This window comes from Stenotrophomonas nitritireducens, assembly GCF_001700965.1.
In the GTDB taxonomy this organism is placed as follows: Bacteria; Pseudomonadota; Gammaproteobacteria; order Xanthomonadales; family Xanthomonadaceae; genus Stenotrophomonas; species Stenotrophomonas nitritireducens_A.
On the sequence record NZ_CP016756.1, the window covers coordinates 2,996,798 to 3,022,371 of the forward strand.

Consider the following 25,574-nt stretch of genomic DNA (forward strand, 5'->3'; position numbering starts at 1 on the left):
CTGCGTCATCTAGTGCTCCTCATTATAACCTGATATCTCGCGCATGCCGTTGGCGAAATGTTCCCAAGTGAAGGACTCAAGGCGCTTGGTTTGTGCTGTCACGCGTTGCTTTCGGAGAGTGACATCTGTCAGGTTCACAATATCAACTGCATATTCAGCGGCACCTGCCCGGGGGGAAAGCAACCATTCAATTGGTATCAGATCTCGAATACCTCCCACGTCAGGTGCCACTATCGGTAAGCCTGCTTGTGCAGCTTCGAGTAGGACGTTCGGCAAACCATCCCAAGCGGTGGTGTATACGTAAGCCAAATGCTCGGGTGAGACGATCTCATGGAAGCGATCAAAGGCGCCGTGCAATGTTACATTCTCCAGCCTTGCCAACGCAGCTAGGTGCGGATCAGTGCCTGCGAGCGAGACCCCATAAACGTCCCAGTGGTAGTCCTGTAGTTTGGTCGCGATTTCAACCAGCAGCTCAGGACGCTTTTGCCGCTCCAAGCGGCTGGCCCAGAGGATGCGCTTGCGAGGGGAATTTGCGTTGAGTATCACCGGCGCTTCGGGTGCGGGAAAGTGCACAACCTTGAACAGGTCACTACGTGTGCCAAGCGTTCTGCACCAAACGTGTGGAGAGGCACTATTGTCCGTGATTACAGCATCCAACCGATGGGCAGTGCTAGGAAGGTAGCGTTGTGCAAGGCCATCCGCTCGTCCGTCTTCAGTGATTTCGTCGCAATAGAGCGAAGCGAAGATGCGTGTCTTCTGTCGAAGTGCCAAGCCGAAGCGTTCGACGGTATGCCACGCGACGTGGGAGTTGATGATGTGTAAGCGGCGTGGCGCCAGCTGGATCAACAAGCGAGACAGAACAATTTCAGGTTCATGCAGCGTCGTGCTGAGGTTAGTGAGTTCGCGCCCAGCATCGACAAATAGAACTCCCTCAGGTAGCCGCTCGGCCCAAGGGGAGCTACCACCCTCAGTTGCTATCACCAGTGTACGCTGGCCAAAATCCTGGTCGCATAGCCTTGCATGGTGCAGCGCGCCTAGATCTGCGCCTCCGCGCCGCAACCACGGCACTAGCAACACTGTTTCAAACTGGCGATCTCCCACCTTTTCCAGTATCCGTTGATATGCCTTGCCAGCGCTGGTCCAATGGGTTGGAGCGTAGAGCGCCCGAGGGTGCTTTGCCTGGAAAGGGCCTGGAGCAAGCAAGGAATCGACCTGAATTGAAAGATCATGCATATCGCGAACAGCCCAATCTGGCAGGACGCGCATAATTTTCTCTGGTTCGCGCAATGCTCTTCGCACCATAAGTGCGTCGACGGATGAGGGCCAGTTCGCACTTGGTCGCATGCGTTTCGCCAGCCCCAATATCGTGGACAGGACTGCGCGCTGCAAAAAAGCCGGAAGCCTTGATATAAGTTGCCTGTCGATCAAGTGATAGGTGCGCGAGAAGAAAGTACGTGACATCATGTGCGGGGAGCAAACAGACGGGTCGGCGGAATCAGTGCATGATTTCCGGAGTGCGCATTGTTGAGAGAACCGGTTGATTTTTTGCGTACATAGTGAACGGTCCCGCTTGTGATGAGATGAGGGTGGCCGAGTGCCAGTGTTTCGCAATTCCAGTGCCAGTCCTCGAAGCCGAATCCGGTCTCGCCTGGGCGTGCCAAAGCGTACGGCGTTCGCAGATAGGTGGTCCGTGCAGCGAAGCTGCACGCGTTCCAGGGATTGGTGACCAGCATGCAGGTAGGGTCGAAATCGGCCGCGTTGCTTCCCTTCTGCCACCACAGGCCATTCTCTGCTTCGAACGTGACAATGAGTTCGGGGTGAAAGATCGCGTTCTCGTTTTCGGCTGCGGCGTCCACGCTACGGATGATGAAGTCTGCGGAGAGATAGTCATCGCCGTCGCAGATCAGGATCCATCGACCTGTCGCAGCCTTTATTGCAGCATTGCGGGATAGTCCCAGATCTCCATACTCCAATACCAAAATGCGGTCGATCAGGCCGGAACGCTGCTGGTCAGTCACGATGCGGACAGTTTCTTCGTCAGCTCGATCCAGAGTGGCGATCACTTCTACGACGATGCTCCGTTGGGATGCGGCAAGTTTACAGCGACGCAGTGACATCAGACTCTTGTGAGCCAGCAAGCCCTCGCGATGGAAAGTAATAACGGCTGTAACATCTGCTTGCATTGGCGGCACCAAGGTGAGGTTCAGTCTGATTCGGCGTTGCTGTGAAGCTGCCAACGCCAAGCATCGATGCACATCTGATCAAGATTTCTCTCGGCGGTCCAGCCGAGCAGATCCTGTGCCAATTTTGCATCAGCGAAACAGGCCGCTACATCGCCGTGCCTGCGGTCGACGATTTTGGTTGGTACTTTTTGGCCGCTGGCCCGCTCGAATGCAGCTACAACCTCCAGTACGCTATAGCCCTTACCAGTGCCCAGATTGACGGTTATATTCGATTTGTTTGAAATGACAAAATCGAGCGCGCTAACATGGGCGATAGCCAAGTCAACGACATGGATGTAGTCGCGGACGCCCGTGCCGTCGGGGGTGTCATAGTCCTTCCCGAAAATTTTAAGATGCTCGCGCTGTCCCGCGGCTACCTGCGCGACGTAGGGCATCAGATTATTGGGAATACCGCTGGGTGCTTCGCCGATCAGCCCTGTGGGATGCGCACCAACAGGGTTGAAATAACGGAGTACTGCGACGTGAAACGACGGATCAGCACCAGCCTTGTCAGCAAGCATCTGTTCACATATGAGTTTGGTACGTCCGTATGGATTGGTGGTGCGGGTCGGTGCAGATTCCAAAATCGGGCACTGATCGGGCTCTCCGTAAACGGTTGCCGAAGAGCTGAAAACGAAATGGCGTACCCCTGAAGCCTCCATCGCTCTTAAGATAGTAATTGTGCCGGATATGTTGTTGTCGAAGTAGTCCAGCGGATGATGCCAGGATTCGCCCACAGCCTTGAGGGCTGCGAAATGGATTACCGCGTCAATTGCATGGGTCCTGAAAGACTCTTCCAGTAAGTTGCGGTCGCGGATATCGCCACGAATGAATATAGGAGCCGCTCCGCAAATTGTGGTGATGCGATCAATGACCCCCTCGTTGCTGTTCAGGAGGTTGTCGAAAATAATCACATTGTGTCCACGTGCAATTAATTCCACGCACGTATGTGACCCAATGAATCCGGCCCCTCCTGTGACGAATATGTTCATTTTATTATCCTGGTTTGATGGCGCGTATGTACTGGGGGCGGATGATAATGCGCTCAGTGACGGAGTTCGGTTTCAATGTGCGGAAACATAGGAGCATGCATTAACGCGTATTGTTCGAGACCAAAAGATCCGCTTTGCTGAGTAGCAAGGGGGCTTCATCCAGAGTCGGTCGCTGCTGTCCCCTCGTTGCAATCAAGGTGTAGCGGGCCGGTACCCACTTATCAGGGGCGCGATAAGCAGACCACAACCAGTCCATCGTCAAGTTCGGCGCTCGAGTTGGTTGCCGGCCAAGACCCGGCAAGCGGGGATGCGCAATACTCTTGGCTGCGTGTCAATTCCTGCTCGTCGGGGGGAAGTACCGGATACCCAATAAATTCCGAAATCGCCTTTGTCTTCGACCAGAGCGGCCAGTACGCGGAGATATTCATGTCTCCACGCACAGTAGACAGGCCGAAAGCATTATTGGGTCCTCCGATGATGGCGAGGTGTGTTCCTGGGGTCAGTGGGATACGCGCGACTAAAGAGGCTGCGAAAAGTGCATCACGCTTGTTCATTCTGACTTGCTCGGTGGCGACCAGATTTCCGATGCCCATAAAGGAAATCAAAATAATTGCAGAAGATGCGGTAACAAGACGATTTGCAATTGGTGAGGTAATAATAAGCGGTATTATGCAGGCGGCGAACGCCGGGATCAGTGCGATGGCGACCAATGTGCGTGGCATGGGCCAAAAATCCCTGCCTACGGAAATTATTCCTACACTGGAAATCAACGTAAGTATCCCAATAGCTGGCACTAGCGCAAATCGCCATGTACTACTTCCCTTAAGTAGTATTACAAACGACGTTGCAAGGACCAATCCGGCAATGAGCAATGATGTCAATGGTGCTGGTGAAATAAGGTCGACGTGGAGAAATTGCTTGATAACACCCAGTACCTCGATCACCCGCTTGGGTGCTTCCTCCCAGGTGATGAATGTGGCGCGCCCTGTAGCTGCGGTGCCTAGTGCCAAATTGAGCAATTTGGTCGCCATCATATAGGCGAGCACCGATATCGCGACGGTCGCCAGTTGGATTGCAAGTTTCCGCCGCTGGGCTGTAGTGGTTGTGCCGCTGCGTGGGGCAACTACTGCTAATAAGAGCTGCAGCAACCAAGCGATGGCAAGGAAATTCAGGAAGGACTGGTAGATCGTCAAGCCTGCAACTATCAATAGCAAGCCCATGGCCACACTTTTTCGTGTTCCTTGCCCTGCAATGTAATAGCCTGTGCATCCCAAAAGGGTAGCAGTCGCGTAAAACGGAACAGCATCCCTGAAAGTGAAAATTTCCGCTTGGTAGGGGTGGGAAAGAAACAGCAGGCTGCCTATTAGGATGAGGGCCCACGCATTGCCAAGTACCGAGCGGAATAGATAGAAAGCTGCAGCTGATAGTGCAGAAATGCCTAGCAATACATTTAGAGGTTGAAAGTAGGGTCCGTAAATGCCGAGCCCACTCATTAATTTCATCAATACATAGGCGCCATGACGTCCTTGGCCTGCAAGGAACTCATAGGGAGGGAGTGCGGAGCCGTTGTTATATGCGTCGGTGGACATCCCGATGTAGAAAATGAACGGTGCACGAATTGCCAGCATGGCTAGGAAAATTGACGCAACGCAGATAAGAGCAGGTCGCTCCTCTAAGTTTTTTATTACTGACCTACAATCCATTATCGACTCCAATTTACAGCTCTCCGGCTGGCTCTGACGGTTGCGGCGGCATTCGCTTGCGTACTACTACCGCAGAGATATTCAAGTGGTGGGTAGGTTCTGTGCACTGACCCATTTGTCATAACCGATATCCTTCCAGGGCATGCCTCGATCAAACGTCTCGCGCCAAGGGTAGACCGGGGTGCCATCGAATTTGGACTTGATGTCGCGAACACTTGCTACTTGCTTACCGGGATTGCCAACAACGACTGCTTCGGCCGGAACATTGGACCGGACGAGCGAAGAGGCTCCAATCAGTGCGTCCTTGCCAATGGTGACGCCGGGCAAAACCACTGACATGGTGGCCACCACGGCAAATTCTTCGATAGTGACGCCAACAAGCGTATTGGATGGCGGATGTGGGTCATTGGTGAGGACAACATATGGGAAGATCCACACGTAGTCCTTGATGATGCTCTTGTGGCCGACGTGTACGTTGCTGTGCAAGCGAACATAGTTGCCGATCTCGCAATGGCCTTGAATATCAGACAGAGTGCCGATGCGTACGTGATGGCCTATGTTGGCTTGTTCACGGATAGTGACGCGGTGGCCGGTCTCGAAATGATCGCCGAAGTTACTGCCTGCATATACGATGGTGCCAGAGCGGATCAGCGAGTTGCGACCTATTGTCAGTACGGGATTGACGTAGGCGTCGCGCTCTGCATGGATTGCCACGTTCGGCTCACCGATGATGCAGTCCGGGCCGATGAAGGTGTCATCACCGATCTTGACGTTGTCGTAGACGATCGTGCGCGCGCCGACAGTGACGTTCTGGCCGAGGCTGACGTTCTCGCCGATCAGTGCGGTGGGGTGGATGCCGAAATAGTTCTTCATAGTTGTGTCCCTGGGTTCTAGAGAGTTGCCTTCTCCCGCGGCGGCAACACAGCGGTCGGAGATCTGGAGATTCTCGCATGACAGACGGCTCCGATTCGGCTGCAGCTTTGATAATCGCGCAGGGTCAGTTGTGCCGAGCGGGCTTGCGGCCTCCAGCCAACACCAGCCTGGAAAGAAGATAGGTCAGTGGCAAGGTCGCGCAAATTGAGATGAACGGGGCAATCAGCGCGTCCACTCCGAAACGGGAGACCGAGACGTCCAGCACTACTGCGCCTGCGAAATAGGTGGCGATGTAGACCAGCGGAAACAGGATGAGCTTACGCAGGGTGTAGTCGGTGCGAAACACGAACTTGGTGTTGATCACATAGCTGAGCAGGATGCCGGTGACAAAACTGATCGCGTAAGCTGCCTGATACTCCATCACCAGCAGCAGAAGCCAGTACAAGATAAATGTGCTGCCGGTATTGAGCGCGCCACCTGCCAGAAATCGGGCGATGGTAGGTAGGGATTCGCGTAGGTTCACGCTTTGGCCGCGGCTGTCAGGGCGATGAACTCATCATAATGCCGGATGTACTCATCCGAGTCGTAGCCCTCTGAGGCGAATACGAGCAGCACCGCGCCAGGAGAGTATTGATACTGGGTACCCCATATCATCGGCGGCAGATGCAGCCCGACGCTCGGCGAGTCCAGAGTAAATTCCTCTCGGCGGGTACCGTCGTCGGCGAGCACGCGGACACTACCTTTGACGCAGATAAGAAACTGATGGCAGATACGATGTGCATGTTCGCCGCGAGTTTCCTGGCTGGGTACGTCGAACACGAGGAAGTAGCGTTTGGGTTGGAACGGCAGATCCTTGGAGAATTCACCTACGGACAGCGCGCCACGCAGATCCTGATAGCGCGGTAGTTTGTGCAGCTTTACCCCGGATACGTTGCAGTGCGGCGTTTCATCGCTGGACACAACAGTCGGGCGGGTCTGGTTCTTGCCGTCGGTGACGTAGCCCACGATGCGTGCCGGATTGCCCGCTACGATGGCGTTGGGCGGAACCGAACGGGTGATTACCGAACCCGCGCCGACCATGGCGCCGCTACCGATACGGACGCCTGGTAACAAGGTGGCATTGGCGCCGATTGATGCCCCTGCTTCGAGCACTGTCTCCGGGAAGCTGTCCAGGTGCTGGCCAGAACGCGGAAATCGATCGTTCGTGAAAGTGGCATTGGGGCCCACGAACACGTCATCCCCGAGTCGGGTGCCGTTCCACAACTGGACGCCAGATTTCACGGTTACACGGTTGCCGACCACGACATCGCCTTCGACGAATACGCCATCGCAGAGGTTGCAGTCCTCACCAATCACGGCACCTGGCAGCACGTGTACGAATGCCCAGATCTTGGTACCACTGCCAATCTTGTCGGATTCGCAAAGTGCATTGGGATGGCAGTAGAAGCTCATGGATGATGTTCCGGGAAGGTTTCCAGCGATTGCAGGATGGACAGCGGACGTGCCTTGGTATTCTCGAAGGTCCGCCATGCGTAAGCACCCACCACGCCCAAGCCGAGCGAGTTGAGTGCGCCGAAGAAAAGGATAGTCACCATGGTGCCCGCGTAGCCAGGTACCGCGACCAGTCCCGAGAGTTTGGCGCCCAGGATAAGGATAGACAGCCCAATGGCGGCGATCAGTGCCAATGTGCCGATGGCCATCAGTAGGCGAACCGGTAGGTCGGTAAAGGCGAAGACACTGTCAGACAGGTAGCGCAGTTTCTTCTTCAGCGTCCATGCGCTCTTGCCGTGTTCGCGGCGGAGCCGTTGGTATGAGACGAATGCACGTCGCCCACCGAGCCAGAACAGCTGTGCCAGCAGGCTGGTGTTGCTTTCTTTAAGCTGCAGCAAGCGATCACGCATGTCCGAGGTGACCGCGAAGATGTCCACGCCGCCCTTTGGAATGTCCGGCATCACGAAGCGTCGGTACAGCGACCAGAAAGTACCCGATGCCAGCTTGGAGAGACCTGGGTCCTCACGTGATTCGCGCACGCCCATGGCAATGTCCTTGTCCCCCGGCAGGAGCGCCTTGAACAGATCGAGCACCAACGCAGGCGGCTCCTGCAGGTCAGCAGCCATCACTGCGATGACCGAGCCATTGGCGTGTTCAAGGCCGACCCGGATTGCCGAGAACGCGCCGAAGTTACGCGAAAGCGCAATCAGCTGAGCATCGAAGCCTGCCGAGGGAAGTTGATCGTGCAGGCGCGCATAGCTCTGATCAGGGCTGCCGTCGACAACAAACACAGCCTCGAACGGAACGCCGACCTCCTGCTTGATCGACGCCAACGCGGCGATCAGTGGTGTAATCGAGCCTTCGTTGCCGTAAACCGGGACAACGACCGTTAGCGAGGGGCTCAGAAGCGGTTGCATGCGTCGATGACTCGATCGATTTCGGAATCCGTCAGTTCGGGGAAGCAAGGCAGGGTGAGCACGACAGTGCAGTCCAGCTCGGTCTGCGGCAATGCGACGTGGTCGAAACGACCGGCGTGGCAGGGCTGCTTGTGGTCGGCGATCGGGTAATGCACATCGGTCTGGATGCCGTTGTCGGTGAGATGTTTCTGCAGTGCTGCGCGTGCATCGGTGCGGATGACATACAGGTGGGCAACATAGTCCTGGCCGGCACTGGTATTGGTGCGGATCCGGGGATTGGAGATGCTGGCTCTATAGCGTTCGGCGACGTGGCGGCGGTTTTGGTTCCACTGGTCCAGATGCGGAAGCATCAGCAGCAGCATGCTGGCCTGAATCTCATCCAGCCGGCTGTTACGTCCGCCCGCGATGCCATTGGTGTACTTCTGGGTCCAGCCATACTGGCGCAGCATGCGTACGCGATCGGCCAGGTCGGCGCGACCGGTGACTACCGCACCACCATCGCCCAAGGCGCCGAGGTTCTTGGTTGGGTAGAAGCTGAAACTGGCGATGTCGCCGAAGGAGCCGGCCATGCCATTGCCGTTGCGGGCCCCATGCGCCTGAGCGCAGTCTTCCACCAAGCCCACACCATGCGCCTTGCACAGAGCGGCGATGGGCTCGATATCGGCCAACTGACCGTACAAGTGGGTAACAATGACGGCCTTGATGCCGCCGTTGGCCAGCGCCGCCTTCAGTTTGGCCGGATCCATGGTCGCGCTGTCGGCGCTAATGTCGATGAAGACTGGTTCGGCGCCACAGGCCAGTACAGCCGAGGTTCCGTACATCGCCGCGTTGGCCACAACTGCAACGCGGTCCGTACTGTTCACGTCCAGTGCTCGCAACGACAGCTCCAACGCATCGGTGCCATTGGCAACGCTGATGCAATGATCGACCCCGCAATACGTGGCGAAGGCGGATTCGAAAGCGCGGACGTTCGGGCCGAGCACGTAATAGCCGCTTCCGACTACTTCGGTGGCGGCTGCCGCGAGGGCATCCTTCAGTGGCTCGATATGACGGGAGAGGGAATTGACAGGAATGGCTTCAAGCGTCATTGAGATGGTTTCTGCGGTGGTTGAAGCCATTGGAAGCTAGGTTCCAAGTGCGCTTCTTGTGGGCGCACCGGCGGATGATTGCCAGGGCTGGGCGATGGGCGGTTGATTGTAACCATTCCTGAAGCAATGGCTTCAGTGGCAACGGGACCGCTTACCAAGCCTTCAACGATGAGCCGAGGGCCTGCAGGGGTATTCCGCAGGAATCGCGTGTCCGCCCGGGTTCACATCCCGTTTTTTTTTACCGAGCCTGGCGGATCGCGGTCTGCGAATAGCTTTTCATCGCTATTGCCACCGAGTCAGAGTTTCATCGAAAGCAGAGTGGATGGGCTACTTCCATGCCGTGACACCGTAGTCTTCATTTGGCTTTCAGCCCTGCATCTCCACGAGATCGATGGACATCGCTCGCGTGGAGGACTGGATCAGTGCAGATGAGATCGGCTGGGTGGGTGGCGGAGGCGGCACTACTTCAGGCTGGCAAGCGTTCAAACCAAGCAGACATGGGAGCGGGCAGCAGGGGTATTCATGGCAGCCGTCTCAGTCTGAGTAGTGAAGTCGCCACCTCTATGGGGTGGCGACTTCCGGTATTACAGCGCCGCTTCCAGCTCCGGCAGCAAGGTGAACAAATCCCCCACCAACCCGATATCCGCAATCTCAAAGATCGGCGCATCGCCGTCCTTGTTGATGGCGACGATGGTGCCGGCGTCCTTGATGCCGGTCAGGTGCTGGATGGCGCCGGAGATGCCCACTGCGATGTACAGCTCCGGGGCGATGATCTTGCCGGTCTGGCCGACCTGCATGTCGCTGGGCACATAGCCGGCGTCCACCGCGGCGCGCGAGGCACCGACGCCGGCGCCGAGCTTGTCGGCCAGCTGGTAGATCACCTTGAAGTTCTCTTCCGAGCCGACGCCGCGGCCGCCGGAGACCACGCGCTTGGCGCTCTGCAGGTCCGGACGGTCGCTCTTGCCGGCGGCCAGGCCGATGAAACGGGTGTGGCCGGGCAGGGCGGCGTCGATGGCCAGGGCTTCGACCGGGGCGCTGTTGCCCTTGGCCGCTTCCGGCCAGGAGGCGGCACGCACGGTGGCCACGACCACCTGATCGGCGGGAGCTTCCACGGTGATGATGGCGTTGCCGGCGTAGATCGGGCGCTTGAAGGTGTGGCTGCCTTCCACGGCCATCAGGTCCGAGACCTGGTTGACGCCGAGCAGGGCGGCCACGGCCGGCATCAGATCCTTGCCGGTGGTGGTCGACGGGCCGAAGACGTGGCTGTAGCCAGCGGCGGTCTTGGCGATCTGCGGCGCCTGCACCTGTGCCAGGGCGTGTTCGTTGGCTGGGTTGGCGACGGTCAGCACCTTGCTGACGCCGGCGATCTGCGCGGCTTCAGCGGCAATGGCAGCCGGGTCGGCGGCCAGTACCAGTACATCGATATCGCCGCCTACGGCGGTCGCGGCCGAAACGGTCTTGGCGACGGCGCTGTTGAGCTTGCCGTCCAGGTGTTCGGCGATGACGAGAATCTTGGCCATTACAACAACCCCTTCTGCTTGAGTGCGGCCACCAGTTCGGCGGCATCCTTCACCATCACGCCCTTGCTGCGCTTGGCAGGTGCGGCGTAGTGGGTGGTCTTGAACGTGTCGGCGGCTTCGACGCCCAGGTCGGCCAGCTGCAGGGTTTCCAGCGGCTTGGCCTTGGCCTTCATGATGTCCGGCAGCTTGATGAAGCGTGGCTCGTTCAGGCGCAGATCGGTGGTGATAACGGCCGGCAGGTCGACTTCCAGCGTTTCCAGGCCGGCGTCGACTTCACGGGTGACCGTGGCCTTGCCGTCGGCGATCTCAATCTTGGAGGCGAAGGTGGCCTGCGGACGCGCCCACAGCGTGGCCAGCATCTGGCCGGTCTGGTTGGCGTCGTCGTCGATGGCCTGCTTGCCGAGGATGACCAGGTCCGGCTGTTCCTTTTCGACCAGCTTGAGCAGGGTACGGGCGGCGGTCAGCGGCTGGATGGCCTGGTCGGTGACCACGTGGATGGCACGGTTGGCGCCCATGGCCAGGCCGTTGCGCAGGTGCGCCTGGGCGTCGGCCGGGGCGATGGTGGCGACCACCACTTCCGTGGCGATGCCCTTGTCGCGCAGGCGCAGGGCTTCTTCCAGGGCGATTTCGTCGAACGGGTTCGGCGAGAGCTTGACGCCATCGGTGACCACGCCGGAGCCATCCGGCTTGACTTGAATGCGGACGTTGTAGTCCACCACGCGCTTGTACGCGACGAGGATTTTCATGTGCTGCGGGGTCCTTCGGTTGCTGATGGGGGCCGGTGCGGGCCGGGGGCAGAATTTTCTCGATTCTAGCCGGGTTGATAGGTCCGTGCGAATGCGTATGGAAGCATTCGTTTCCACTTAAATGTCCGGACAAAGTGTGACTACTGCAGCTTCGTTGTCAATGGTGCAGGTCTGGCAGTGGAGCCCGTTATATCCTTGTGGGGATTGTTTGCTGCCCAGCAAACGCAATAACGGGAGAATCACCGCGTGACCACATGGCTTGTGACCGGCGGCGCCGGCTTTATCGGCGGCAATTTTGTATTGGAAGCTGTAGCAAAGGGTATCCGGGTCATCAATCTGGATGCATTGACCTATGCCGGCAACCTGAAGACGCTGGACGGCCTGCAGGGCAACCCGGACCACGTTTTCGTCCACGGCGATATTGGCGACCGTGAGCTGGTGGCGCGCCTGCTGGCCGAGCACCGCCCCGACGCGGTGCTGAACTTTGCTGCCGAGAGCCACGTGGACCGTTCTATTGATGGCCCGGGCGCCTTCATCCAGACCAATGTGGTTGGGACGCTTGGCCTTCTGGAGGCCGTGCGTGACTACTGGAAGGCGCTGCCGGCTGACAAGGCCGATACATTCCGCTTCCTGCATGTGTCCACCGATGAGGTCTACGGCACGCTGGGCGAAACCGGCCAGTTCACCGAAACCACGCCTTACGCCCCGAATTCTCCGTACTCGGCCTCCAAGGCGGCTTCCGACCATCTGGTGCGTGCCTTCCACCACACCTACGGCCTACCGGTGTTGACCACCAATTGCTCCAACAACTATGGGCCGTATCACTTCCCGGAGAAGCTGATTCCGCTGGTGATCGCCAAGGCCCTGGCCGGTGAGCCGCTGCCGGTATACGGCGATGGCAAGCAGGTGCGTGACTGGTTGTTCGTGGCCGATCACTGTGAAGCAATCCGCACCGTATTGGCCAAGGGGAAGGTCGGCGAAACCTATAACGTCGGCGGAAATTCCGAGAAGCAGAACATCGAAGTGGTGCAGGCGATCTGCGCGCTGCTGGATGCGCGCTGTCCGCGCGCCGACGGCAAGCCGCGCCACGAGCAGATCACGTATGTCACTGATCGTCCCGGCCATGATCGCCGCTATGCTATCGATGCGTCCAAACTCAAGAACGACCTGGGCTGGGAGCCGAAGCATAGCTTCGAGCAGGGGATTGGCTTCACTGTCGACTGGTATCTGGACAACCAGCAGTGGGTGAATGGCGTACTGGACGGCAGCTACCGCCTGCAGCGCATCGGCACCGACGCCTGATATCGATGGTCCAGCGCCTGCACAGTTGTGCGGGCCAACTAGGGAACAACCATGACGCAACGTAAAGGCATCATCCTGGCCGGAGGCTCTGGCACGCGGCTGTATCCGATCACCAAGGGCGTCAGCAAACAATTGCTGCCGGTCTACGACAAGCCCATGATCTATTACCCGCTCAGCGTGCTGATGCTGGCGGGCATCCGTGAAGTACTGATCATCAATACGCCGCATGAACAGGCTTTGTTCCAACAGCTGCTGGGTGATGGTTCGCAGTGGGGAATGGACATTCAGTATGCGGTACAGGCCAGCCCGGACGGTTTGGCACAGGCGTATCTGATCGGCCGTGAATTCGTCGGTGGCAAGCCCAGCTGCCTGGTGCTCGGTGACAATATTTTCCACGGCACGGGCTTGCGCGAAGTGCTCAAGCGCGCCGATGCGCGTGACGATGGAGCGACGGTGTTCGGCTACTGGGTCAATGACCCGGAGCGCTACGGCGTGGCCGAGTTTGGCAAGGATGGCAAGGTTGTTGGGTTGGTGGAAAAGCCTGCCGAACCGCGCTCCAACTATGCGGTGACCGGCCTGTATTTCTATGACGGTAATGCCAGTGACTATGCGGCTGCATTGAAGCCCTCGCCGCGCGGCGAGTTGGAGATCACTGATCTCAATCAGGTGTACCTGAACGAAGGTAAATTGCAGCTCGAGGCACTTGGTCGTGGCTACGCTTGGTTGGATACAGGTACGCACCAGTCCTTGCTGGAGGCTTCCAACTTCATCGAAACCATCCAGACCCGTCAGGGTTTGCAGGTTTGCTGCCCTGAGGAAATTGCCTATGGCCAGGGTTGGATATCTGCGGAGCAGCTTGAAGCATTGGCTGCGCCGTTATCCAAGAATGGCTATGGACAGTATTTGCAGAAGCTCCTGCAGCGCGGTGTTGTTCCGTGAAAGTAATAAAAACCACCATACCCGGGTGCGCCGTCATAGAGCCTGCGGTGTTTGGCGATGCACGGGGCTTTTTTTTTGAAACCTGGAACGCTGAGCGCTTTGCTGCCCTCGGTCTGCCAGGCAACTTCGTGCAGAGCAATGTCTCTGCTTCAAGTAAGGGCGTGTTGCGCGGCCTGCACTACCAGTGGCCCCGCCCGCAGGGCAAGCTGGTCAGTGTGCTGGAAGGCGAGGTGTATGACGTGGCGGTGGATATCCGCCGTGGCTCGCCTACCTTCGGTCGCTGGGAAGCTGTCATCCTGAGTGCGGAGAACAAGCGCCAGTTCTGGATACCCGAAGGTTTTGCGCACGGCTTTGCCGTGCTTTCGGAGCGCGCGCTATTCAACTATTTGTGCACGGACGTCTATGTAAAAGAAGCGGATGCAGGCATTCGCTGGAACGATGCCGACATCGCAGTGGATTGGCCAATCAGCGCTCCGATCTTGTCGGGTAAGGACGAAACAGCGCCTTTCCTGAAAGACATCGCCGAAGACCGTCTGCCGGTCTACGTGCCATGACCGTATTGGTCTTTGGCGGCAACGGGCAAGTGGGCCGGGAGCTGCTGCGGGCACTGGCTCCACTGGGCCCCGTCATTGCCACCACGCGCAGTGGAACGCTGGCGGATGGCAGTGCTTGCGAGGTGGCGGATTTCGATTCGCCTGAAGGCCTGCCGACCTTGCTGGATCGGCTGCAGCCTTCGGTGGTCGTCAACGCTGCCGCCTATACCGCCGTCGACAAGGCCGAACAGGAGCCCGAAGCGGCGTTCCGGGCCAATGCCCAGGCGCCGGGCGTGATCGCTCAATGGTGTGCAGCTCACAATGTACCCATGGTGCATTACTCCACGGACTATGTATTCGATGGGCAGGGCACTGCGGCTTATGCTGAAGACCATGCCACGGCACCGTTGGGCGTGTATGGCAGCAGCAAGCGTGACGGCGAAGAGGCGGTACGCGCAGCCGGCGGCCGGCACCTTATCTTCCGTACCGCGTGGGTGTATGCCTCGCACGGCGGCAACTTCCTGCGCACGATGCTGCGGGTAGGCGCTGAACGCGATGAACTGCGGGTGGTGGCCGACCAGTTGGGCACGCCGACACCGGCAGCCTTGATCGCCGATGTGACTGCGCAGGCTTTGCAACACCCGGGGCAGTTGTCCGGCACCTGGCATTTGACGGCATCGGGGCAAACCAGTTGGCATGGTTTTGCCGAGGCGATTTTCGCCGAGGCAGTCGCTGCAGGTGTATTGGCGAAGGCCCCGAGCGTGCAGGCAATCTCAAGCGCGGAATACCCGACACCGGCCAAGCGCCCGGCCTGGTCGGTACTGGACAATCGCAAGCTGCAGAAGGATTTTGGCATCACCCTGCCGGCTTGGCGCGAGGGCCTGCGTCACGTGATCGCTGAGATCGCCAACGCCTGAGCTGTGCTCATGCGCATGGCGATGGATCATCATGCCGGCGCCGAGATGGAAAAAACCCCGGGGATGCCCGGGGTTTTTTCTGTGCGGCCTGCTCGTTATCTCAGGTGCGACCGTAGGTATCCTCGAAGCGCACGATATCGTCTTCGCCGAGATAGCTGCCGGATTGCACCTCGATCAGCTCCAGCGGCAGCTTGCCCGGGTTGCGCAGACGGTGGGTGACACCGAGCGGAATATAGGTGCTCTGGTTCTCTGTCAGTAGCAGCACTTCATCGCCGCGCGTGACCTCGGCGGTGCCGCTGACCACGATCCAGTGCTCTGCGCGGTGATGGTGCATCTGCAGGCTCAGGGTGCCGCCGGGTTTGACTGTGATGCGCTTCACCTGGAAGCGTTCGCCGTGGTCGATCGAATCGTAGGCGCCCCATGGGCGATAGACCTTGCGATGCCAGGTGGCTTCGCTGCGGCCATCGGCCTTCAGTCGCGCCACGACGTCCTTTACTTCCTGCATGCGGTCGGACTTTCCGACCAGCACCGCATCGTCGGTCTCGACCACGATCACGTCATCCAGGCCCACCATCGCAATCAGGCGTTCGCCATACGCGAAGGTGTCGTGGCAGTCGATGGCAATGACATCGCCGCGATGCGCGTTGCCGTTGGCGTCCTGTTCGGAGACATCGCGCAGCGCGGTCCACGAGCCGACATCGCTCCAGCCGGCATCCAGCGGCACCACGGCAGCGTCGGCGGTCTTTTCCATCACCGCGTAATCGATCGAATCCGATGGGCTGGCCTTGAAGGCCTCCGCATCCAGGCGGATGAAGTCGCTTTCGCGTCGTGCCTTTTCCCACGAAGCGCGGCAGGCAGCCAGGATCTGCGGCTGCAGGCGTTCCAGCTCCTGCAGGTAACGCGAGGCGCGGAACAGGAACATGCCGCTGTTCCAGTAGTACTCGCCCGAGGCCACATAGGCCTGTGCGGTAGCCAAGTCGGGCTTTTCGACGAAACGCTCGATGGCCCGTGCACCGTCACCGGGCGTAGCCTTGATGTAGCCATAGCCGGTTTCCGGCGCAGTTGGCTGGATGCCGAAGGTAACCAGCTTGCCCTGTTCGGCGATATCCGCCGCGTCCATGATGGCGCTGTGGAAATGCCCCACATGACGAATCAAATGGTCTGAAGGCAGCACCAGCAGCAGCGGGTCTGCGCCGTCGCGGCAGGCTTCCAATGCAGCGGCAGCAATGGCCGGTGCGGTATTGCGGCCGACCGGCTCCAGCAGGATCGCCGACGGTGTGGTCCCCACCTGCTGCAGTTGCTCGGCGGCAACGAACCGGTGCGCCTCGTTGGCCACCACGATCGGTGCCTGCGTGGCGACATCGGCCACCCGCAACCAAGTGGACTGCAGCATGCTGTGCTCGCTGGCCAACTGCAGGAACTGCTTGGGATAGGCCTCACGTGAAAGTGGCCACAGGCGCGTGCCGGAACCACCGGAAAGGATGACGGGCAGGATCTGGCTCATGGCGTTTCTCAGGCGGTGATCAAGGTGGAGATTTCAGCAGTGCGGTCTGCCAGCAAGGCTGCATCACCCCGGGTTTCAACGTTCAAGCGCAGCAACGGCTCGGTGTTGGAACTGCGCAGGTTGAAGCGCCAGTTGCCGAAGTCGGCGCTGATTCCGTCGGTATGGTCTAGTGCCGGCGACTGCGCGGCGAAGTGTGCCATTACCCGGGCGACGGCCGCCTTGGCATCGGCAACCTTGAAATTGATTTCGCCGCTGCACGGGAAGCGCGCCATGCGGTCTTCGACCAACTCGGCCAATGACAGGCCGCTGCTGGACACCTGTGCGGCAATCAACAGCCACGGGATCATCCCGGAATCGGCATAGGCGAATTCCCGGAAGTAATGGTGCGCGCTCATTTCGCCGCCATAGACGGCGTTCTCGGCGCGCATTTTTTCCTTGATGAAGGCGTGGCCGCTCTTGCACAGCACTGGCTCGCCACCGGCCGATTCGACCATCTCGACCGTGTTCCAGGTCAGGCGCGGATCGTGGATGATCTTGCCGCCGGGGTTGCGGGCGAGGATGGCCTGGGCCAGCAGACCGACCAAGTAATAGCCTTCAATGAAGCGACCGTTGTGGTCGAAGAAGAAGCAGCGGTCGAAGTCGCCATCCCAGGCGATGCCGAAGTCGGCACCATGCTCGCGCACGGCCTTGGCGGTGACGTCGCGGTTTTCCGGCAACAGCGGGTTGGGGATGCCGTTGGGGAAGCTGCCATCGGGTTCGTGGCAGATACGCACGAATTCCAGCGGAAGATGCGGCGCGAGCAGGTCGACAATGGCGCCGGCACCACCGTTGCCGGCGTTGACCACCAGCTTCAGCGGCTTGAGCTGGCTGGCATCGATGTAGCTGAGCAGGTGCTGGATGTAGGCGCTCTTGTCGTGCTGCTCGCTCTGGCCGGTGCGCGCGGGCTGCGGCAGCGAGTCATCGGCGGCGACGGCATCTGAAATGGTGAACAGGCCGGTGTCCGAGCTGATCGGACGCGCTTGTTCGCGCACCAGCTTCATGCCGTTGTAGTCCATCGGGTTGTGGCTGGCGGTGACCATCACGCCGCCAGCGGCCTGCAGATGGCCGGTCTGGAAATAGACTTCCTCGGTGCCGCACAGGCCGATGTCGATGACCTCGCGGCCCTGTCCGCGCAGACCCGCAGCCAATGCCTCCTGCAGCGCAGGGCTGGTCAGGCGCACGTCATGGCCCAGCACCACGGGCCCGGCGCCGAGCTCGGCGGCCAGTGCCTTGCCGATCTTGCGGGCCATGTCTTCATTGAGCTCTTCGGGCACACGGCCACGGATGTCATAGGCCTTGAACGCGGGGAGGGGCATGCATGCATCCTGCTGGGTGGAAGATTGCCTAGTTTAGTCGGGTACGCGCTCCGAGGCTGTCTGCCCGCTGGATGGAAATTCCAAGGAGCCGTATGCGCTGGCCGAAAGTCCAAGGGGGCCGTCACCGCAGTATGGCTAGAATATGGCCATCTTCAGTACTGTGAGCGTGATGCGATGAGCGATCTCTCCTCTTTGGCCCGGCAACGCGGCAAGGTCTTTGCCAGCGCTGCTGATGCCCTGGCTGGCATTGTGGCCGACGGGCAAACCCTTGCCGTAGGTGGCTTTGGCCTGTGTGGCATCCCCGAGGCACTGATTGCCGCGCTGCGCGACAGCGGGGTCAAGGGCCTGACCGCGATCTCCAACAACGCCGGCGTGGATGGCTTTGGCCTGGGCCAGCTGCTGGAAACCCGCCAGATCAAGAAGATGATTTCGTCCTATGTGGGCGAGAACAAGGAGTTCGAGCGGCAGTACCTGGCCGGTGAACTGGAGCTGGAATTCAACCCGCAGGGCACCCTGGCCGAGCGTCTGCGCGCCGGCGGTGCTGGTATTCCCGCGTTCTTCACCGCCACCGGCTACGGCACCATCGTTGCCGAAGGCAAGGAAACCCGCGAGATCGACGGCAAGCACTATGTGCTGGAAACCGCGCTGAAGGCTGATGTGTCGCTGGTCAAGGCGTGGAAGGCTGACGAAGCCGGCAACCTGCTGTTCCGCAAGACCGCACGCAACTTCAACCCCGCCTGCGCCATGGCCGGCAAGGTCTGCGTGGTGGAGGTGGAAGAGATCGTGCCGGTGGGCGCCATCGATCCGGATCAGGTCCACCTGCCGGGCATCTACGTCGATCGCATCGTATTGAACGCAACGCCGGAGAAGCGCATCGAACAGCGCACCGTGCGTCAGGAGGGGAACTGAGATGGCCTGGACCCGTGACGAAATGGCACAGCGCGCCGCGCGCGAGCTGACCGATGGTGCCTACGTGAATCTGGGCATCGGCCTGCCGACCCTGGTGGCCAACCACATTCCGGAAGGTGTGGATGTATGGCTGCAGTCGGAGAACGGCCTGCTTGGCATCGGCCCGTTCCCGACCGAGGCTGAGGTGGACGCCGACCTGATCAATGCCGGCAAGCAGACTGTCACCGCGCGTGCCGGTGCCAGCTACTTCGGCAGCCATGATTCGTTCGCGATGATCCGCGGCGGCCATATCAACCTGGCCATCCTCGGCGCCATGCAGGTGACTGACAAGGGCGACCTGGCCAACTGGATGGTGCCCGGCAAGATGGTCAAGGGCATGGGCGGCGCGATGGATTTGGTTGCCGGCGTGCAGCGCGTGGTGGTGCTGATGGAGCACACCGCCAAGAACGGCGAGCACAAGATCCTGCCCGACTGCACCTTGCCGCTGACCGGCGTGGGCGTGGTCGACCGCATCATCACCGATCTGGCGATCTTCGATGTCGGCGCCGATGGCCTGGTGCTGGTGGAAGCCGCGCCGGGTGTCAGTGATGACGAGTTGAAGGAAAAGACCGGCGTTGCGTTCCGGCGTTAATTGATGGAATTCCCGGCCGCTGCAACCTTGCCGCGGCCGGTGAAGCTGTCGTCGGTGGCCAGTTGTCGGAGTGTTTCATCGGCATCCCAGCGGCCGTTGGCCACGCATTGCAGTGGAACCTGAATGCCAGCGGCGTCCAGCTCGATATCAGCGATGTACTCACCGAGCATCGCACCAACGTCATCTATGAATGCCAGCGCGCCCTGATGGGTGCGCTGCAACGATTGCAGACCCTGTGCGTCCAGTTCGACAGGGCCAAAGCGTGGCTGGATGGACGCATTTCCATCCGTTCCAAAGCCGTTGAACTGCCCGGCGGGTGCGCCCAGCAAGGCCTCCAGCAACAAGTCATGGGACAGGATCGGTGAGGTTGTCTCCTCGCCGCCTTGGCGACCATCGAAGTAGCGGGCCTGTGCCCAGTTACCGTCCTGCAGTTGGCTGGCCCGTGAACGAAGGGCCATGTAGTAGCCGCCAAGCGGCTGTTGGCGCAAGCGGGAGAGGTTGCGCTGGATCGTCCCTGCGTAGCCTATGTCAACCACCATGGATGACTGGGTGTTGCCAAACGTGGACCAATAGGTCAGGTAATCGGCGCGCGCCTGCGCGGCGCGGGCAAGCAATGCCGGCAGCGCGGGCTGCAGCCATTCGGCAATGGTGGTCGCCATTTCTGGTAGGAATACGGCGCGATCGAGCAGATCCGGGAGAACGCTGGCGACCGCTTCGACAGCGGTATCGCCGCCGCGCGCTTGCAGCAGTTGGCATAGGGTGCCGTTGAAGGTGCCTTCCAACATCAGGTTCACGTCATCGGCGCGATGCATGGCTGGCAGTGCCGTGGCACGGCGTGAAGCAAGGAAATAGTGGGCATGCAGCTGCCTGGCGGTCGGATGGAACGGTTGCAGGCGTTCGAAGGCCTGGTGCAGAAGATGCCCCTCGCGGCTGAGAAAAAGCAGGCTGTCCACGCCTTGTTGTGTCGTTGTCCGCAGCATCGTCAGCAGGAAGTCGAGCAACAAGGGGCCAAGCGCTGCGTAACCCAGATTTTCGGCATCCAGTTGCAGGCGCCCGCGCAACCGTTGTGGCTGGGAATCGAGCAGGAAGGCGAAACGGTTCACCAAGAGCCCGCGCCAAAGCTGTTCAGGCCAGGGCGCGCGCGCGCCTTCGGGATGGCGGAGCGCTCGTAGTGCGGGGATGACATCCAGCAGGGCGGCTGGGCGCAGGACGTGCACGGGAGTTAGTAGGTTGGCCAATTGCGGCAATTGCACGTCGGCTTGCTCGTTGTCACCAACGTGCAACCAGCGGGCAATATTGATGCCTTCACGACGCGCCAGTTCTGGCCAGCTGCACAGCTGGTCCTTGCGCAGACCGGTCTCGCATGAGACGCGCCAGGTGGGGAGTGCGGCGACCACTATGTCAGGCAAGACCTGCTTCAGCTGCGCGGTATCCAGATACATGTCAGACAGAGCGAATCTGGGGATGGGATTCACTTGCATCAGTGCATTCACTACACCCAGCCGAGGACGCAGTTGGCGGCGCTCGTGCTCCAGCTCCGTGGCCATCAGACGTTCCGCCACCGCGATGGACATACCGAGCTGGCGCGCCAACTGCTGGTAAATCTCCGTCAGCGTGGGGTCGCGTTGCAATGCATTGCGTTGCGAAGCCTCAGCGTCGCAACGAAGACGGACAAATTCGTTAACGCCGTGCTCGCGCTCCATGCGCCATGCCAGATAGACGCGTGACGCGTCCGGCGTCAGGAACGGGCGCACCGCCAGTGTGTCGAACACATCGAAACTGACAGTAGAGGCCTGCAGTGCCGAAAGTCGGAGCCGCTGACCGATATCAAGGGCCAGCGCGTCGTGCACATTGCGTAGGCCCTCCGTTGTCAGTGTCAGGCCTCCGTCGGTGGGCAGGATGCCCAGCCAGTATCCCTGGTGACGTGCAACCTGGCTGAACATCCGTTCCGTTGCATGTTGCAGGGTGCCGTCCACTTGTCCTTGTTCAGGTGGAAAGTCATGCGTTTGCAGGTGCAGATCGAACAAGGGACGCAGAGCGTCCACGCGCGCCCAGAACATCGAGCCGGCGGGATAATCAAGGTAGCGGCCGTGCTCCAAGGCGATCCCCAAACGTGCGGCAAGGGCATCGCATGCGGGGCCGTTGCTGAGGAACGTGTGCCCCCATAGCGGCATTTCTTCGTAGCTTTCTGGGTAAACAAGGCCAAGCGTTGGACTGGCCTGCAACGTTCCGAGTATCCAGGCGACCCGTTCGGTGGAGCCGAACAGTGAGTCCAGCAGGTAGCGGCGCCATCGGCTTTGCTCACCGCCGGTATAAAGCGACTTCTTGGTATGAACGTGACAGATAACATCCAGCGCGAGGACCTCGTCATGGAAGTCCACCAGTAGCGGTGCGATGTCGCGCCCTCGGTTTTCGACGATCTTGACGGAGAGCTGCTGCACGTTCGGCAGTTGCTTCATGCGGGCCTGCACTTGCTCGGCCGCGACAGCGTCGACGACGGACACCAGCAGGGTGAATGGGACAGGGATGTGCTGCAACGACTGCGCGAACTCATCAATGAGATCGGGATAGAAGATGTGTGCCATCACGCCCACACGCAGGTCCAACGCGGCCAGCGGGACCGGAGCGGGTAACGGGGTTTCGTCGAGCGTATCAGCGACCATCGTGCGCACCGCGCTGGCCGAATGCAGCCGATCGACCACGCCGCGGATTCCCATAGCAGCCGTGATCTTCATTGCCCTGCGGATCACCGAGAATAGCCCTCCGACGCCTCCGCCATGCTGTTGGATGGAGCGGCGTGCTGCCTGTAGGTAGCGATTCATGCGCACGATTGTCCGCTGTCCGCATAGGGAAACAAGCTCCGGTAGCGGACGTGGTTGGGTTGTGTGGGCATGTGTCTTCCGGGGAAATCAGGGCTGACGGACGACCATTTTCAGGATTCATGCTGCAACGGGCAAATGCGGAGCGCATTTGAGTGTTAGCGTGCGCCGATGCTGACACTTGCTCCGCCAGAGTTCGACATCCATCACCAATCCGCCTGGCTGCCCGCAGCACAGGCGGATGCCTTGTTGCTGGCCTTGCATACGCAGGTGTCTTGGGAGGTTCACCGCATCCGCATGTTCGGGCGCTGGCTGGATTCGCCGCGGCTGAGCTGCTGGATGGGGGATGCGGATGCGCATTACCGCTATTCGGGGGCGGACTTCATTCCGCACCCTTGGGCGCCGGCTGTGCAGGAAGTGCGTGAGTTGCTTCAGCAGGCCTGTGATACCCGCTTCAACAGCGTGCTGCTGAACCGCTACCGCGATGGCCGCGACAGCATGGGCTGGCATAGCGATGACGAGCCCGAACTGGGGCCGACGCCGCTGATCGCTTCACTGAGCCTGGGCGCTGAGCGCCGCTTTCTACTGCGTCGCCGCGATGATCCCGCACGCAAGCTCGAATACCGGCTCGGCCATGGCGATCTGTTGCTGATGCGCGGGGATTGCCAGCGCGATTACCAGCATGCGCTGCCCAAGACCGCGCGGGTGTCGGGCGAGCGCATCAACCTTACTTTCCGCCAGATCGCTGCTGTGCCGCGTCGCGCTGGCCGTTGAGCAGGGTCCAGCCAATCAGCACGGTGGTGGTCTTGCCCAGTGCCGTTTCAAAGGCGCTGGCGACGCTGCCGATCTCGGTGGAGGTGGCCGGCTCGGTGACGACGAAGGTGCGTGCGGCGACCACGCGCTGGTCCAAGCTGTGGATCAACTTGGCGTTCAGTTCGATGGTAGCCGCCGGCAGCTCGCCGCCGCGGTAGTCCGACTCGAAACGGCGCAGGTCGGTGGTCAGCTTGTAATCGGAGCGGATGCCGGTGGCGATGCGCGCAACCGCATCGATCCGCCCGGAATCCTCAAAGCCGCGCAGAAGAGTGTCTTCCAGGATATCGGTGGCCGGCTGCGACCAGGTGGCACCGCGGTAAACCTCCAGCTCCCCCGGCGTCGGCCGCACGTTGATGCGTGGGCTGTCGATCAGGCGCGCCGCGCTGGGTTTGGCGATGGCCAGCTGCCAGTTGACCTGCGGCCATGCCGGATCGGCCTGTACCCGTACCTGTGGCGCATAAATGGTGGTGGATTGGCGGTCGCCACCGGCCAGCACCGAACAGCCGGCCAGAGCCAGCAGGCAGGCGGGGGCAAGCAGTTTGATCAGGGGGATGCGCTTCATTTGGGTTCGAACTCCTTCGGGGCGTCGCGGCCGAGCAGGTAGCGCGCCGGGTTGTTCTCCAGCCGGTCACTGACCCGGCGCAGGTCGCGGATGAGACCGCGCAGTTCGGTCAGGGTCGGGCCGAGCTGGGCCAGGCCATCGTTGGCAAAACTGTTGATGGCCGCGCGGTTCTCGCCAAGGATGGCGTCGGCGTTGCCGGCGGCCGAGTCCAGCTTGCCAAGGCTGGTGTCGAGCTTGTCCAGGGTGGCCGGCAGCTGCCGCAGTACGTTCTGGTCCAGGTTCTGGATCGCGCCATTGGCGGAGCCGAGGGTGACGTTGAGGTTGCGTGCGGCATCGCGGGCTTCCACCAGCAATGCCTGCGTGCCCTGGTCACGGTCGGCCAGGCCGCTGCTGATGGTTTCCAGATGGGCGAGCGTGGCCGAGATCTTGTTGACGTTGTCGTCGCTGAGCAGCTCGTCCATGCGTTCGACCACGCGGTTGGCAACGTCGGTGATGTTCTGCAGTGCCGAAGGCGTGGTGGCGATGGTCGGCACCGGTTCCTTGCTGACCGCGGTGAGCGCGGCCGCCTGCGGCGTGCCGCCGCTGAGCTGGATGATCGACGGCCCGGTCAGGCTGGTGATGGCCATTTTGGCGCGGGTATCGGTCTTGACCGGGGTGGTGGAATTGAGCCGCAGTTTGGCCACTACCTTGCGCGGGTCGTCCGGGGCCAGGGTCAGCTCGGTGATCGAGCCCACCGCGATGCCGTTGTACTGCACCGGGCTGCCCACCGACAAACCGGTCACTGCTTCGGTGAACACCACCCGGTACTCCTGCCAGGTGCGGTCGGAGGAATATTTGGCGGCCCACAACCCGAACGCCAGCAGGGCAATGCCGGCAAGCAGGGTGAAGGCACCGATCAGGACGTAGTTGGCTTTGGTTTCCATATCAAGCAGGCTCGTGCTGGAGGCCGCGCGCTGCGCGGGCGCGGGGGCCGTGGAAGTACTCGCGTATCCACGGATGGTCGAGTTGTTCGATTTCGGGCAAGGGGGCGTTGGCGATGACCTTGTGGTCAGCCAGCACCGCGACGCGGTCGCAGATGGCGTAGAGCGTGTCCAGATCGTGGGTGATCAGGAAGACGGTCAGGCCCAGTGCTTCCTGCAGGGTCTTGATCAGGCGGTCGAAGGCGGCCGCGCCGATCGGATCGAGCCCGGCGGTGGGCTCATCCAGGAACAGCAAGGGTGGGTCCAGCGCGAGCGCGCGGGCCAGGCCGGCGCGTTTGCGCATGCCGCCGGACAGCTGCGAGGGCAGCTTGTTGATGGCGTCGGCAGGCAGGCCGGCCAGTTTCACTTTCAGCAGGGCCAGTTCGTAATGCCAGCGTTCGCTGAGTTCGGGGTGATGTTCCTTGAGCGGCACCTGCACGTTCTCGCCAACCGTCAGCGAGGAGAACAGGGCGCCGTCCTGGAACAGCACGCCGGTGTTGCGCTCGATGCGCAGGCGGTCGGCCGGATTGCCCGAACGGGCATCCACGCCCAGTACTTCAATCTGCCCGGCATCGGGCGTGCGCAGGCCGAGGATGGAGCGCATCAACACCGATTTACCGGTGCCCGAGCCGCCAACCACGCCGAGGATTTCGCCACGCCGCACGTCCAGGTCCAGGCTGTCGTGCACGGTCTGGCTGCCAAAACGATTCACCAGCCCGCGCACGCGGATGGCCAGTTCGGTGTCTTCAACGGTGGTGGCTTCAGGGGTGTTCATTCGC

Annotated in this window: 24 protein-coding genes; 7 read left to right on the top strand and 17 right to left on the bottom strand. The window is 60.4% G+C overall.

Translation table 11 applies throughout. The features are described from left to right. Window positions 1-9: 9 nt before the first annotated feature. From BCV67_RS19615 to BCV67_RS12685, 11 genes are all read right to left on the bottom strand, one after another. Complete coding sequence (locus BCV67_RS19615) at window positions 10-1,464, bottom strand: glycosyltransferase family 4 protein (RefSeq protein ID WP_062169495.1); 1,455 nt, start codon at window positions 1,462-1,464, stop codon at window positions 10-12. Then, complete coding sequence (locus BCV67_RS12640) at window positions 1,461-2,183, bottom strand: glycosyltransferase (RefSeq protein WP_062169493.1); 723 nt, start codon at window positions 2,181-2,183, stop codon at window positions 1,461-1,463. Before BCV67_RS12640 ends, BCV67_RS19615 begins: the two co-directional genes overlap by 4 nt. A 20-nt stretch (window positions 2,184-2,203) precedes the next feature. Then, window positions 2,204-3,214: a UDP-glucose 4-epimerase GalE gene (gene galE / locus BCV67_RS12645; RefSeq protein ID WP_062169491.1), complete on the bottom strand. Its 1,011-nt coding sequence runs from the start codon at window positions 3,212-3,214 to the stop codon at window positions 2,204-2,206. Window positions 3,215-3,435: 221 nt separating this feature from the next. Next, complete coding sequence (locus BCV67_RS12650; protein WP_172837743.1) at window positions 3,436-4,842, bottom strand: glucosyltransferase domain-containing protein; 1,407 nt, start codon at window positions 4,840-4,842, stop codon at window positions 3,436-3,438. A gap of 156 nt (window positions 4,843-4,998) precedes the next feature. Then, entirely contained in the window at window positions 4,999-5,790 is a 792-nt protein-coding gene (locus BCV67_RS12655) for an acyltransferase (protein WP_062169487.1), read from the bottom strand. Between the two features lie 124 nt (window positions 5,791-5,914). Next, a complete protein-coding gene (locus BCV67_RS12660; protein WP_062169485.1) occupies window positions 5,915-6,313 on the bottom strand; it encodes a GtrA family protein in 399 nt (132 codons plus the stop codon). Next, window positions 6,310-7,242: a WxcM-like domain-containing protein gene (locus tag BCV67_RS12665; RefSeq protein ID WP_062169483.1), complete on the bottom strand. Its 933-nt coding sequence runs from the start codon at window positions 7,240-7,242 to the stop codon at window positions 6,310-6,312. The genes BCV67_RS12660 and BCV67_RS12665 overlap by 4 nt, the downstream gene beginning before the upstream one ends. Beyond that, entirely contained in the window at window positions 7,239-8,198 is a 960-nt protein-coding gene (locus BCV67_RS12670) for a glycosyltransferase family 2 protein (RefSeq protein WP_062169481.1), read from the bottom strand. The genes BCV67_RS12665 and BCV67_RS12670 overlap by 4 nt, the downstream gene beginning before the upstream one ends. Continuing rightward, entirely contained in the window at window positions 8,183-9,316 is a 1,134-nt protein-coding gene (locus tag BCV67_RS12675) for a DegT/DnrJ/EryC1/StrS family aminotransferase (protein ID WP_231732397.1), read from the bottom strand. Before BCV67_RS12675 ends, BCV67_RS12670 begins: the two co-directional genes overlap by 16 nt. 554 nt (window positions 9,317-9,870) lie before the next feature. Continuing rightward, complete coding sequence (locus tag BCV67_RS12680) at window positions 9,871-10,806, bottom strand: electron transfer flavoprotein subunit alpha/FixB family protein (RefSeq protein WP_062169479.1); 936 nt, start codon at window positions 10,804-10,806, stop codon at window positions 9,871-9,873. Beyond that, window positions 10,806-11,552: an electron transfer flavoprotein subunit beta/FixA family protein gene (locus BCV67_RS12685; RefSeq protein ID WP_062169477.1), complete on the bottom strand. Its 747-nt coding sequence runs from the start codon at window positions 11,550-11,552 to the stop codon at window positions 10,806-10,808. Before BCV67_RS12685 ends, BCV67_RS12680 begins: the two co-directional genes overlap by 1 nt. A 246-nt stretch (window positions 11,553-11,798) precedes the next feature. On the opposite strand from BCV67_RS12685, the gene rfbB reads away from it, so the two are divergent. The 4 genes from rfbB to rfbD are packed head-to-tail and all read left to right on the top strand — an operon-like array spanning window position 11,799 to window position 15,243. Beyond that, window positions 11,799-12,854 (top strand): dTDP-glucose 4,6-dehydratase, encoded by a 1,056-nt coding sequence (rfbB, locus tag BCV67_RS12690; protein WP_062169475.1) that lies wholly within the window; start codon window positions 11,799-11,801, stop codon window positions 12,852-12,854. 51 nt (window positions 12,855-12,905) lie between these two features. Continuing rightward, window positions 12,906-13,793 carry a glucose-1-phosphate thymidylyltransferase RfbA gene (gene rfbA, locus BCV67_RS12695; protein WP_062169473.1) on the top strand — a complete coding sequence of 296 codons (888 nt, stop codon included), beginning with the start codon at window positions 12,906-12,908 and terminating at the stop codon, window positions 13,791-13,793. Continuing rightward, window positions 13,790-14,347, top strand: a complete 558-nt coding sequence (rfbC, locus tag BCV67_RS12700) for a dTDP-4-dehydrorhamnose 3,5-epimerase (protein WP_062169471.1) — start codon at window positions 13,790-13,792, stop codon at window positions 14,345-14,347. The genes rfbA and rfbC overlap by 4 nt, the downstream gene beginning before the upstream one ends. Beyond that, complete coding sequence (rfbD, locus tag BCV67_RS12705) at window positions 14,344-15,243, top strand: dTDP-4-dehydrorhamnose reductase (RefSeq protein WP_062169469.1); 900 nt, start codon at window positions 14,344-14,346, stop codon at window positions 15,241-15,243. The genes rfbC and rfbD overlap by 4 nt, the downstream gene beginning before the upstream one ends. A 100-nt stretch (window positions 15,244-15,343) precedes the next feature. Here the strand turns inward: rfbD and BCV67_RS12710 are convergent, their stop codons facing one another. Both BCV67_RS12710 and BCV67_RS12715 read right to left on the bottom strand, forming a co-directional pair. After that, window positions 15,344-16,747, bottom strand: coding sequence for a mannose-1-phosphate guanylyltransferase/mannose-6-phosphate isomerase (locus tag BCV67_RS12710; protein WP_062169467.1), 1,404 nt, complete (start codon window positions 16,745-16,747; stop codon window positions 15,344-15,346). 8 nt (window positions 16,748-16,755) lie between these two features. Beyond that, window positions 16,756-18,102 carry a phosphomannomutase/phosphoglucomutase gene (locus BCV67_RS12715; RefSeq protein WP_062169465.1) on the bottom strand — a complete coding sequence of 449 codons (1,347 nt, stop codon included), beginning with the start codon at window positions 18,100-18,102 and terminating at the stop codon, window positions 16,756-16,758. A gap of 174 nt (window positions 18,103-18,276) precedes the next feature. Here BCV67_RS12715 and BCV67_RS12720 point away from each other — a divergent pair, with 174 nt between their 5' ends. Together BCV67_RS12720 and BCV67_RS12725 are read left to right on the top strand one after the other, a co-directional pair. Continuing rightward, window positions 18,277-19,011 carry a CoA transferase subunit A gene (locus BCV67_RS12720; RefSeq protein ID WP_062169458.1) on the top strand — a complete coding sequence of 245 codons (735 nt, stop codon included), beginning with the start codon at window positions 18,277-18,279 and terminating at the stop codon, window positions 19,009-19,011. Window position 19,012: 1 nt separating this feature from the next. Further along, window positions 19,013-19,642, top strand: coding sequence for a CoA transferase subunit B (locus tag BCV67_RS12725; protein WP_062169456.1), 630 nt, complete (start codon window positions 19,013-19,015; stop codon window positions 19,640-19,642). On the opposite strand, the gene BCV67_RS12730 is transcribed toward BCV67_RS12725, so the two are convergent. Beyond that, window positions 19,639-22,464 carry a rhamnan synthesis F family protein gene (locus BCV67_RS12730; protein WP_065868121.1) on the bottom strand — a complete coding sequence of 942 codons (2,826 nt, stop codon included), beginning with the start codon at window positions 22,462-22,464 and terminating at the stop codon, window positions 19,639-19,641. The genes BCV67_RS12725 and BCV67_RS12730 overlap by 4 nt on opposite strands. 168 nt (window positions 22,465-22,632) lie before the next feature. Between BCV67_RS12730 and BCV67_RS12735 the strand changes: the two genes are divergently transcribed. Continuing rightward, entirely contained in the window at window positions 22,633-23,235 is a 603-nt protein-coding gene (locus tag BCV67_RS12735) for an alpha-ketoglutarate-dependent dioxygenase AlkB family protein (protein ID WP_062169454.1), read from the top strand. Here BCV67_RS12735 and BCV67_RS12740 read toward each other — a convergent pair. From BCV67_RS12740 to BCV67_RS12750, 3 genes are read right to left on the bottom strand one after another with little or no spacing between them, the layout of a single operon-like run. Continuing rightward, a complete protein-coding gene (locus BCV67_RS12740) occupies window positions 23,189-23,836 on the bottom strand; it encodes an ABC-type transport auxiliary lipoprotein family protein (RefSeq protein ID WP_062169452.1) in 648 nt (215 codons plus the stop codon). The two genes, BCV67_RS12735 and BCV67_RS12740, sit on opposite strands and share 47 nt — an antisense overlap. Then, on the bottom strand, window positions 23,833-24,759 hold the full coding sequence (locus tag BCV67_RS12745; protein WP_062169450.1) for an MlaD family protein: 927 nt from the start codon (window positions 24,757-24,759) through the stop codon (window positions 23,833-23,835). The genes BCV67_RS12740 and BCV67_RS12745 overlap by 4 nt, the downstream gene beginning before the upstream one ends. 1 nt (window position 24,760) lies before the next feature. After that, window positions 24,761-25,570: an ABC transporter ATP-binding protein gene (locus BCV67_RS12750; protein ID WP_062169448.1), complete on the bottom strand. Its 810-nt coding sequence runs from the start codon at window positions 25,568-25,570 to the stop codon at window positions 24,761-24,763. Window positions 25,571-25,574 lie beyond the last annotated feature (4 nt).

What these genes read in the sequence shown, in the direction of transcription:
- BCV67_RS12735 (WP_062169454.1), top strand. Translation starts at nt 22,633, where the DNA reads ATGCTGACACTTGCTCCGCCAGAGTTCGACATCCATCACCAATCCGCC.
- BCV67_RS12685 (WP_062169477.1), bottom strand. Translation starts at nt 11,552, where the DNA reads ATGAAAATCCTCGTCGCGTACAAGCGCGTGGTGGACTACAACGTCCGC.
- BCV67_RS12750 (WP_062169448.1), bottom strand. Translation starts at nt 25,570, where the DNA reads ATGAACACCCCTGAAGCCACCACCGTTGAAGACACCGAACTGGCCATC.
- BCV67_RS12725 (WP_062169456.1), top strand. Translation starts at nt 19,013, where the DNA reads ATGGCCTGGACCCGTGACGAAATGGCACAGCGCGCCGCGCGCGAGCTG.
- BCV67_RS12640 (WP_062169493.1), bottom strand. Translation starts at nt 2,183, where the DNA reads ATGCAAGCAGATGTTACAGCCGTTATTACTTTCCATCGCGAGGGCTTG.
- BCV67_RS12745 (WP_062169450.1), bottom strand. Translation starts at nt 24,759, where the DNA reads ATGGAAACCAAAGCCAACTACGTCCTGATCGGTGCCTTCACCCTGCTT.
- BCV67_RS12675 (WP_231732397.1), bottom strand. Translation starts at nt 9,316, where the DNA reads ATGGCTTCAACCACCGCAGAAACCATCTCAATGACGCTTGAAGCCATT.
- BCV67_RS12650 (WP_172837743.1), bottom strand. Translation starts at nt 4,842, where the DNA reads ATGCTGGCAATTCGTGCACCGTTCATTTTCTACATCGGGATGTCCACC.
- BCV67_RS12665 (WP_062169483.1), bottom strand. Translation starts at nt 7,242, where the DNA reads ATGAGCTTCTACTGCCATCCCAATGCACTTTGCGAATCCGACAAGATT.
- BCV67_RS12680 (WP_062169479.1), bottom strand. Translation starts at nt 10,806, where the DNA reads ATGGCCAAGATTCTCGTCATCGCCGAACACCTGGACGGCAAGCTCAAC.
- rfbA (WP_062169473.1), top strand. Translation starts at nt 12,906, where the DNA reads ATGACGCAACGTAAAGGCATCATCCTGGCCGGAGGCTCTGGCACGCGG.
- galE (WP_062169491.1), bottom strand. Translation starts at nt 3,214, where the DNA reads ATGAACATATTCGTCACAGGAGGGGCCGGATTCATTGGGTCACATACG.
- BCV67_RS12710 (WP_062169467.1), bottom strand. Translation starts at nt 16,747, where the DNA reads ATGAGCCAGATCCTGCCCGTCATCCTTTCCGGTGGTTCCGGCACGCGC.
- BCV67_RS12670 (WP_062169481.1), bottom strand. Translation starts at nt 8,198, where the DNA reads ATGCAACCGCTTCTGAGCCCCTCGCTAACGGTCGTTGTCCCGGTTTAC.
- BCV67_RS12730 (WP_065868121.1), bottom strand. Translation starts at nt 22,464, where the DNA reads ATGAATCGCTACCTACAGGCAGCACGCCGCTCCATCCAACAGCATGGC.
- rfbD (WP_062169469.1), top strand. Translation starts at nt 14,344, where the DNA reads ATGACCGTATTGGTCTTTGGCGGCAACGGGCAAGTGGGCCGGGAGCTG.
- BCV67_RS19615 (WP_062169495.1), bottom strand. Translation starts at nt 1,464, where the DNA reads ATGATGTCACGTACTTTCTTCTCGCGCACCTATCACTTGATCGACAGG.
- BCV67_RS12715 (WP_062169465.1), bottom strand. Translation starts at nt 18,102, where the DNA reads ATGCCCCTCCCCGCGTTCAAGGCCTATGACATCCGTGGCCGTGTGCCC.
- BCV67_RS12720 (WP_062169458.1), top strand. Translation starts at nt 18,277, where the DNA reads ATGAGCGATCTCTCCTCTTTGGCCCGGCAACGCGGCAAGGTCTTTGCC.
- BCV67_RS12655 (WP_062169487.1), bottom strand. Translation starts at nt 5,790, where the DNA reads ATGAAGAACTATTTCGGCATCCACCCCACCGCACTGATCGGCGAGAAC.
- BCV67_RS12740 (WP_062169452.1), bottom strand. Translation starts at nt 23,836, where the DNA reads ATGAAGCGCATCCCCCTGATCAAACTGCTTGCCCCCGCCTGCCTGCTG.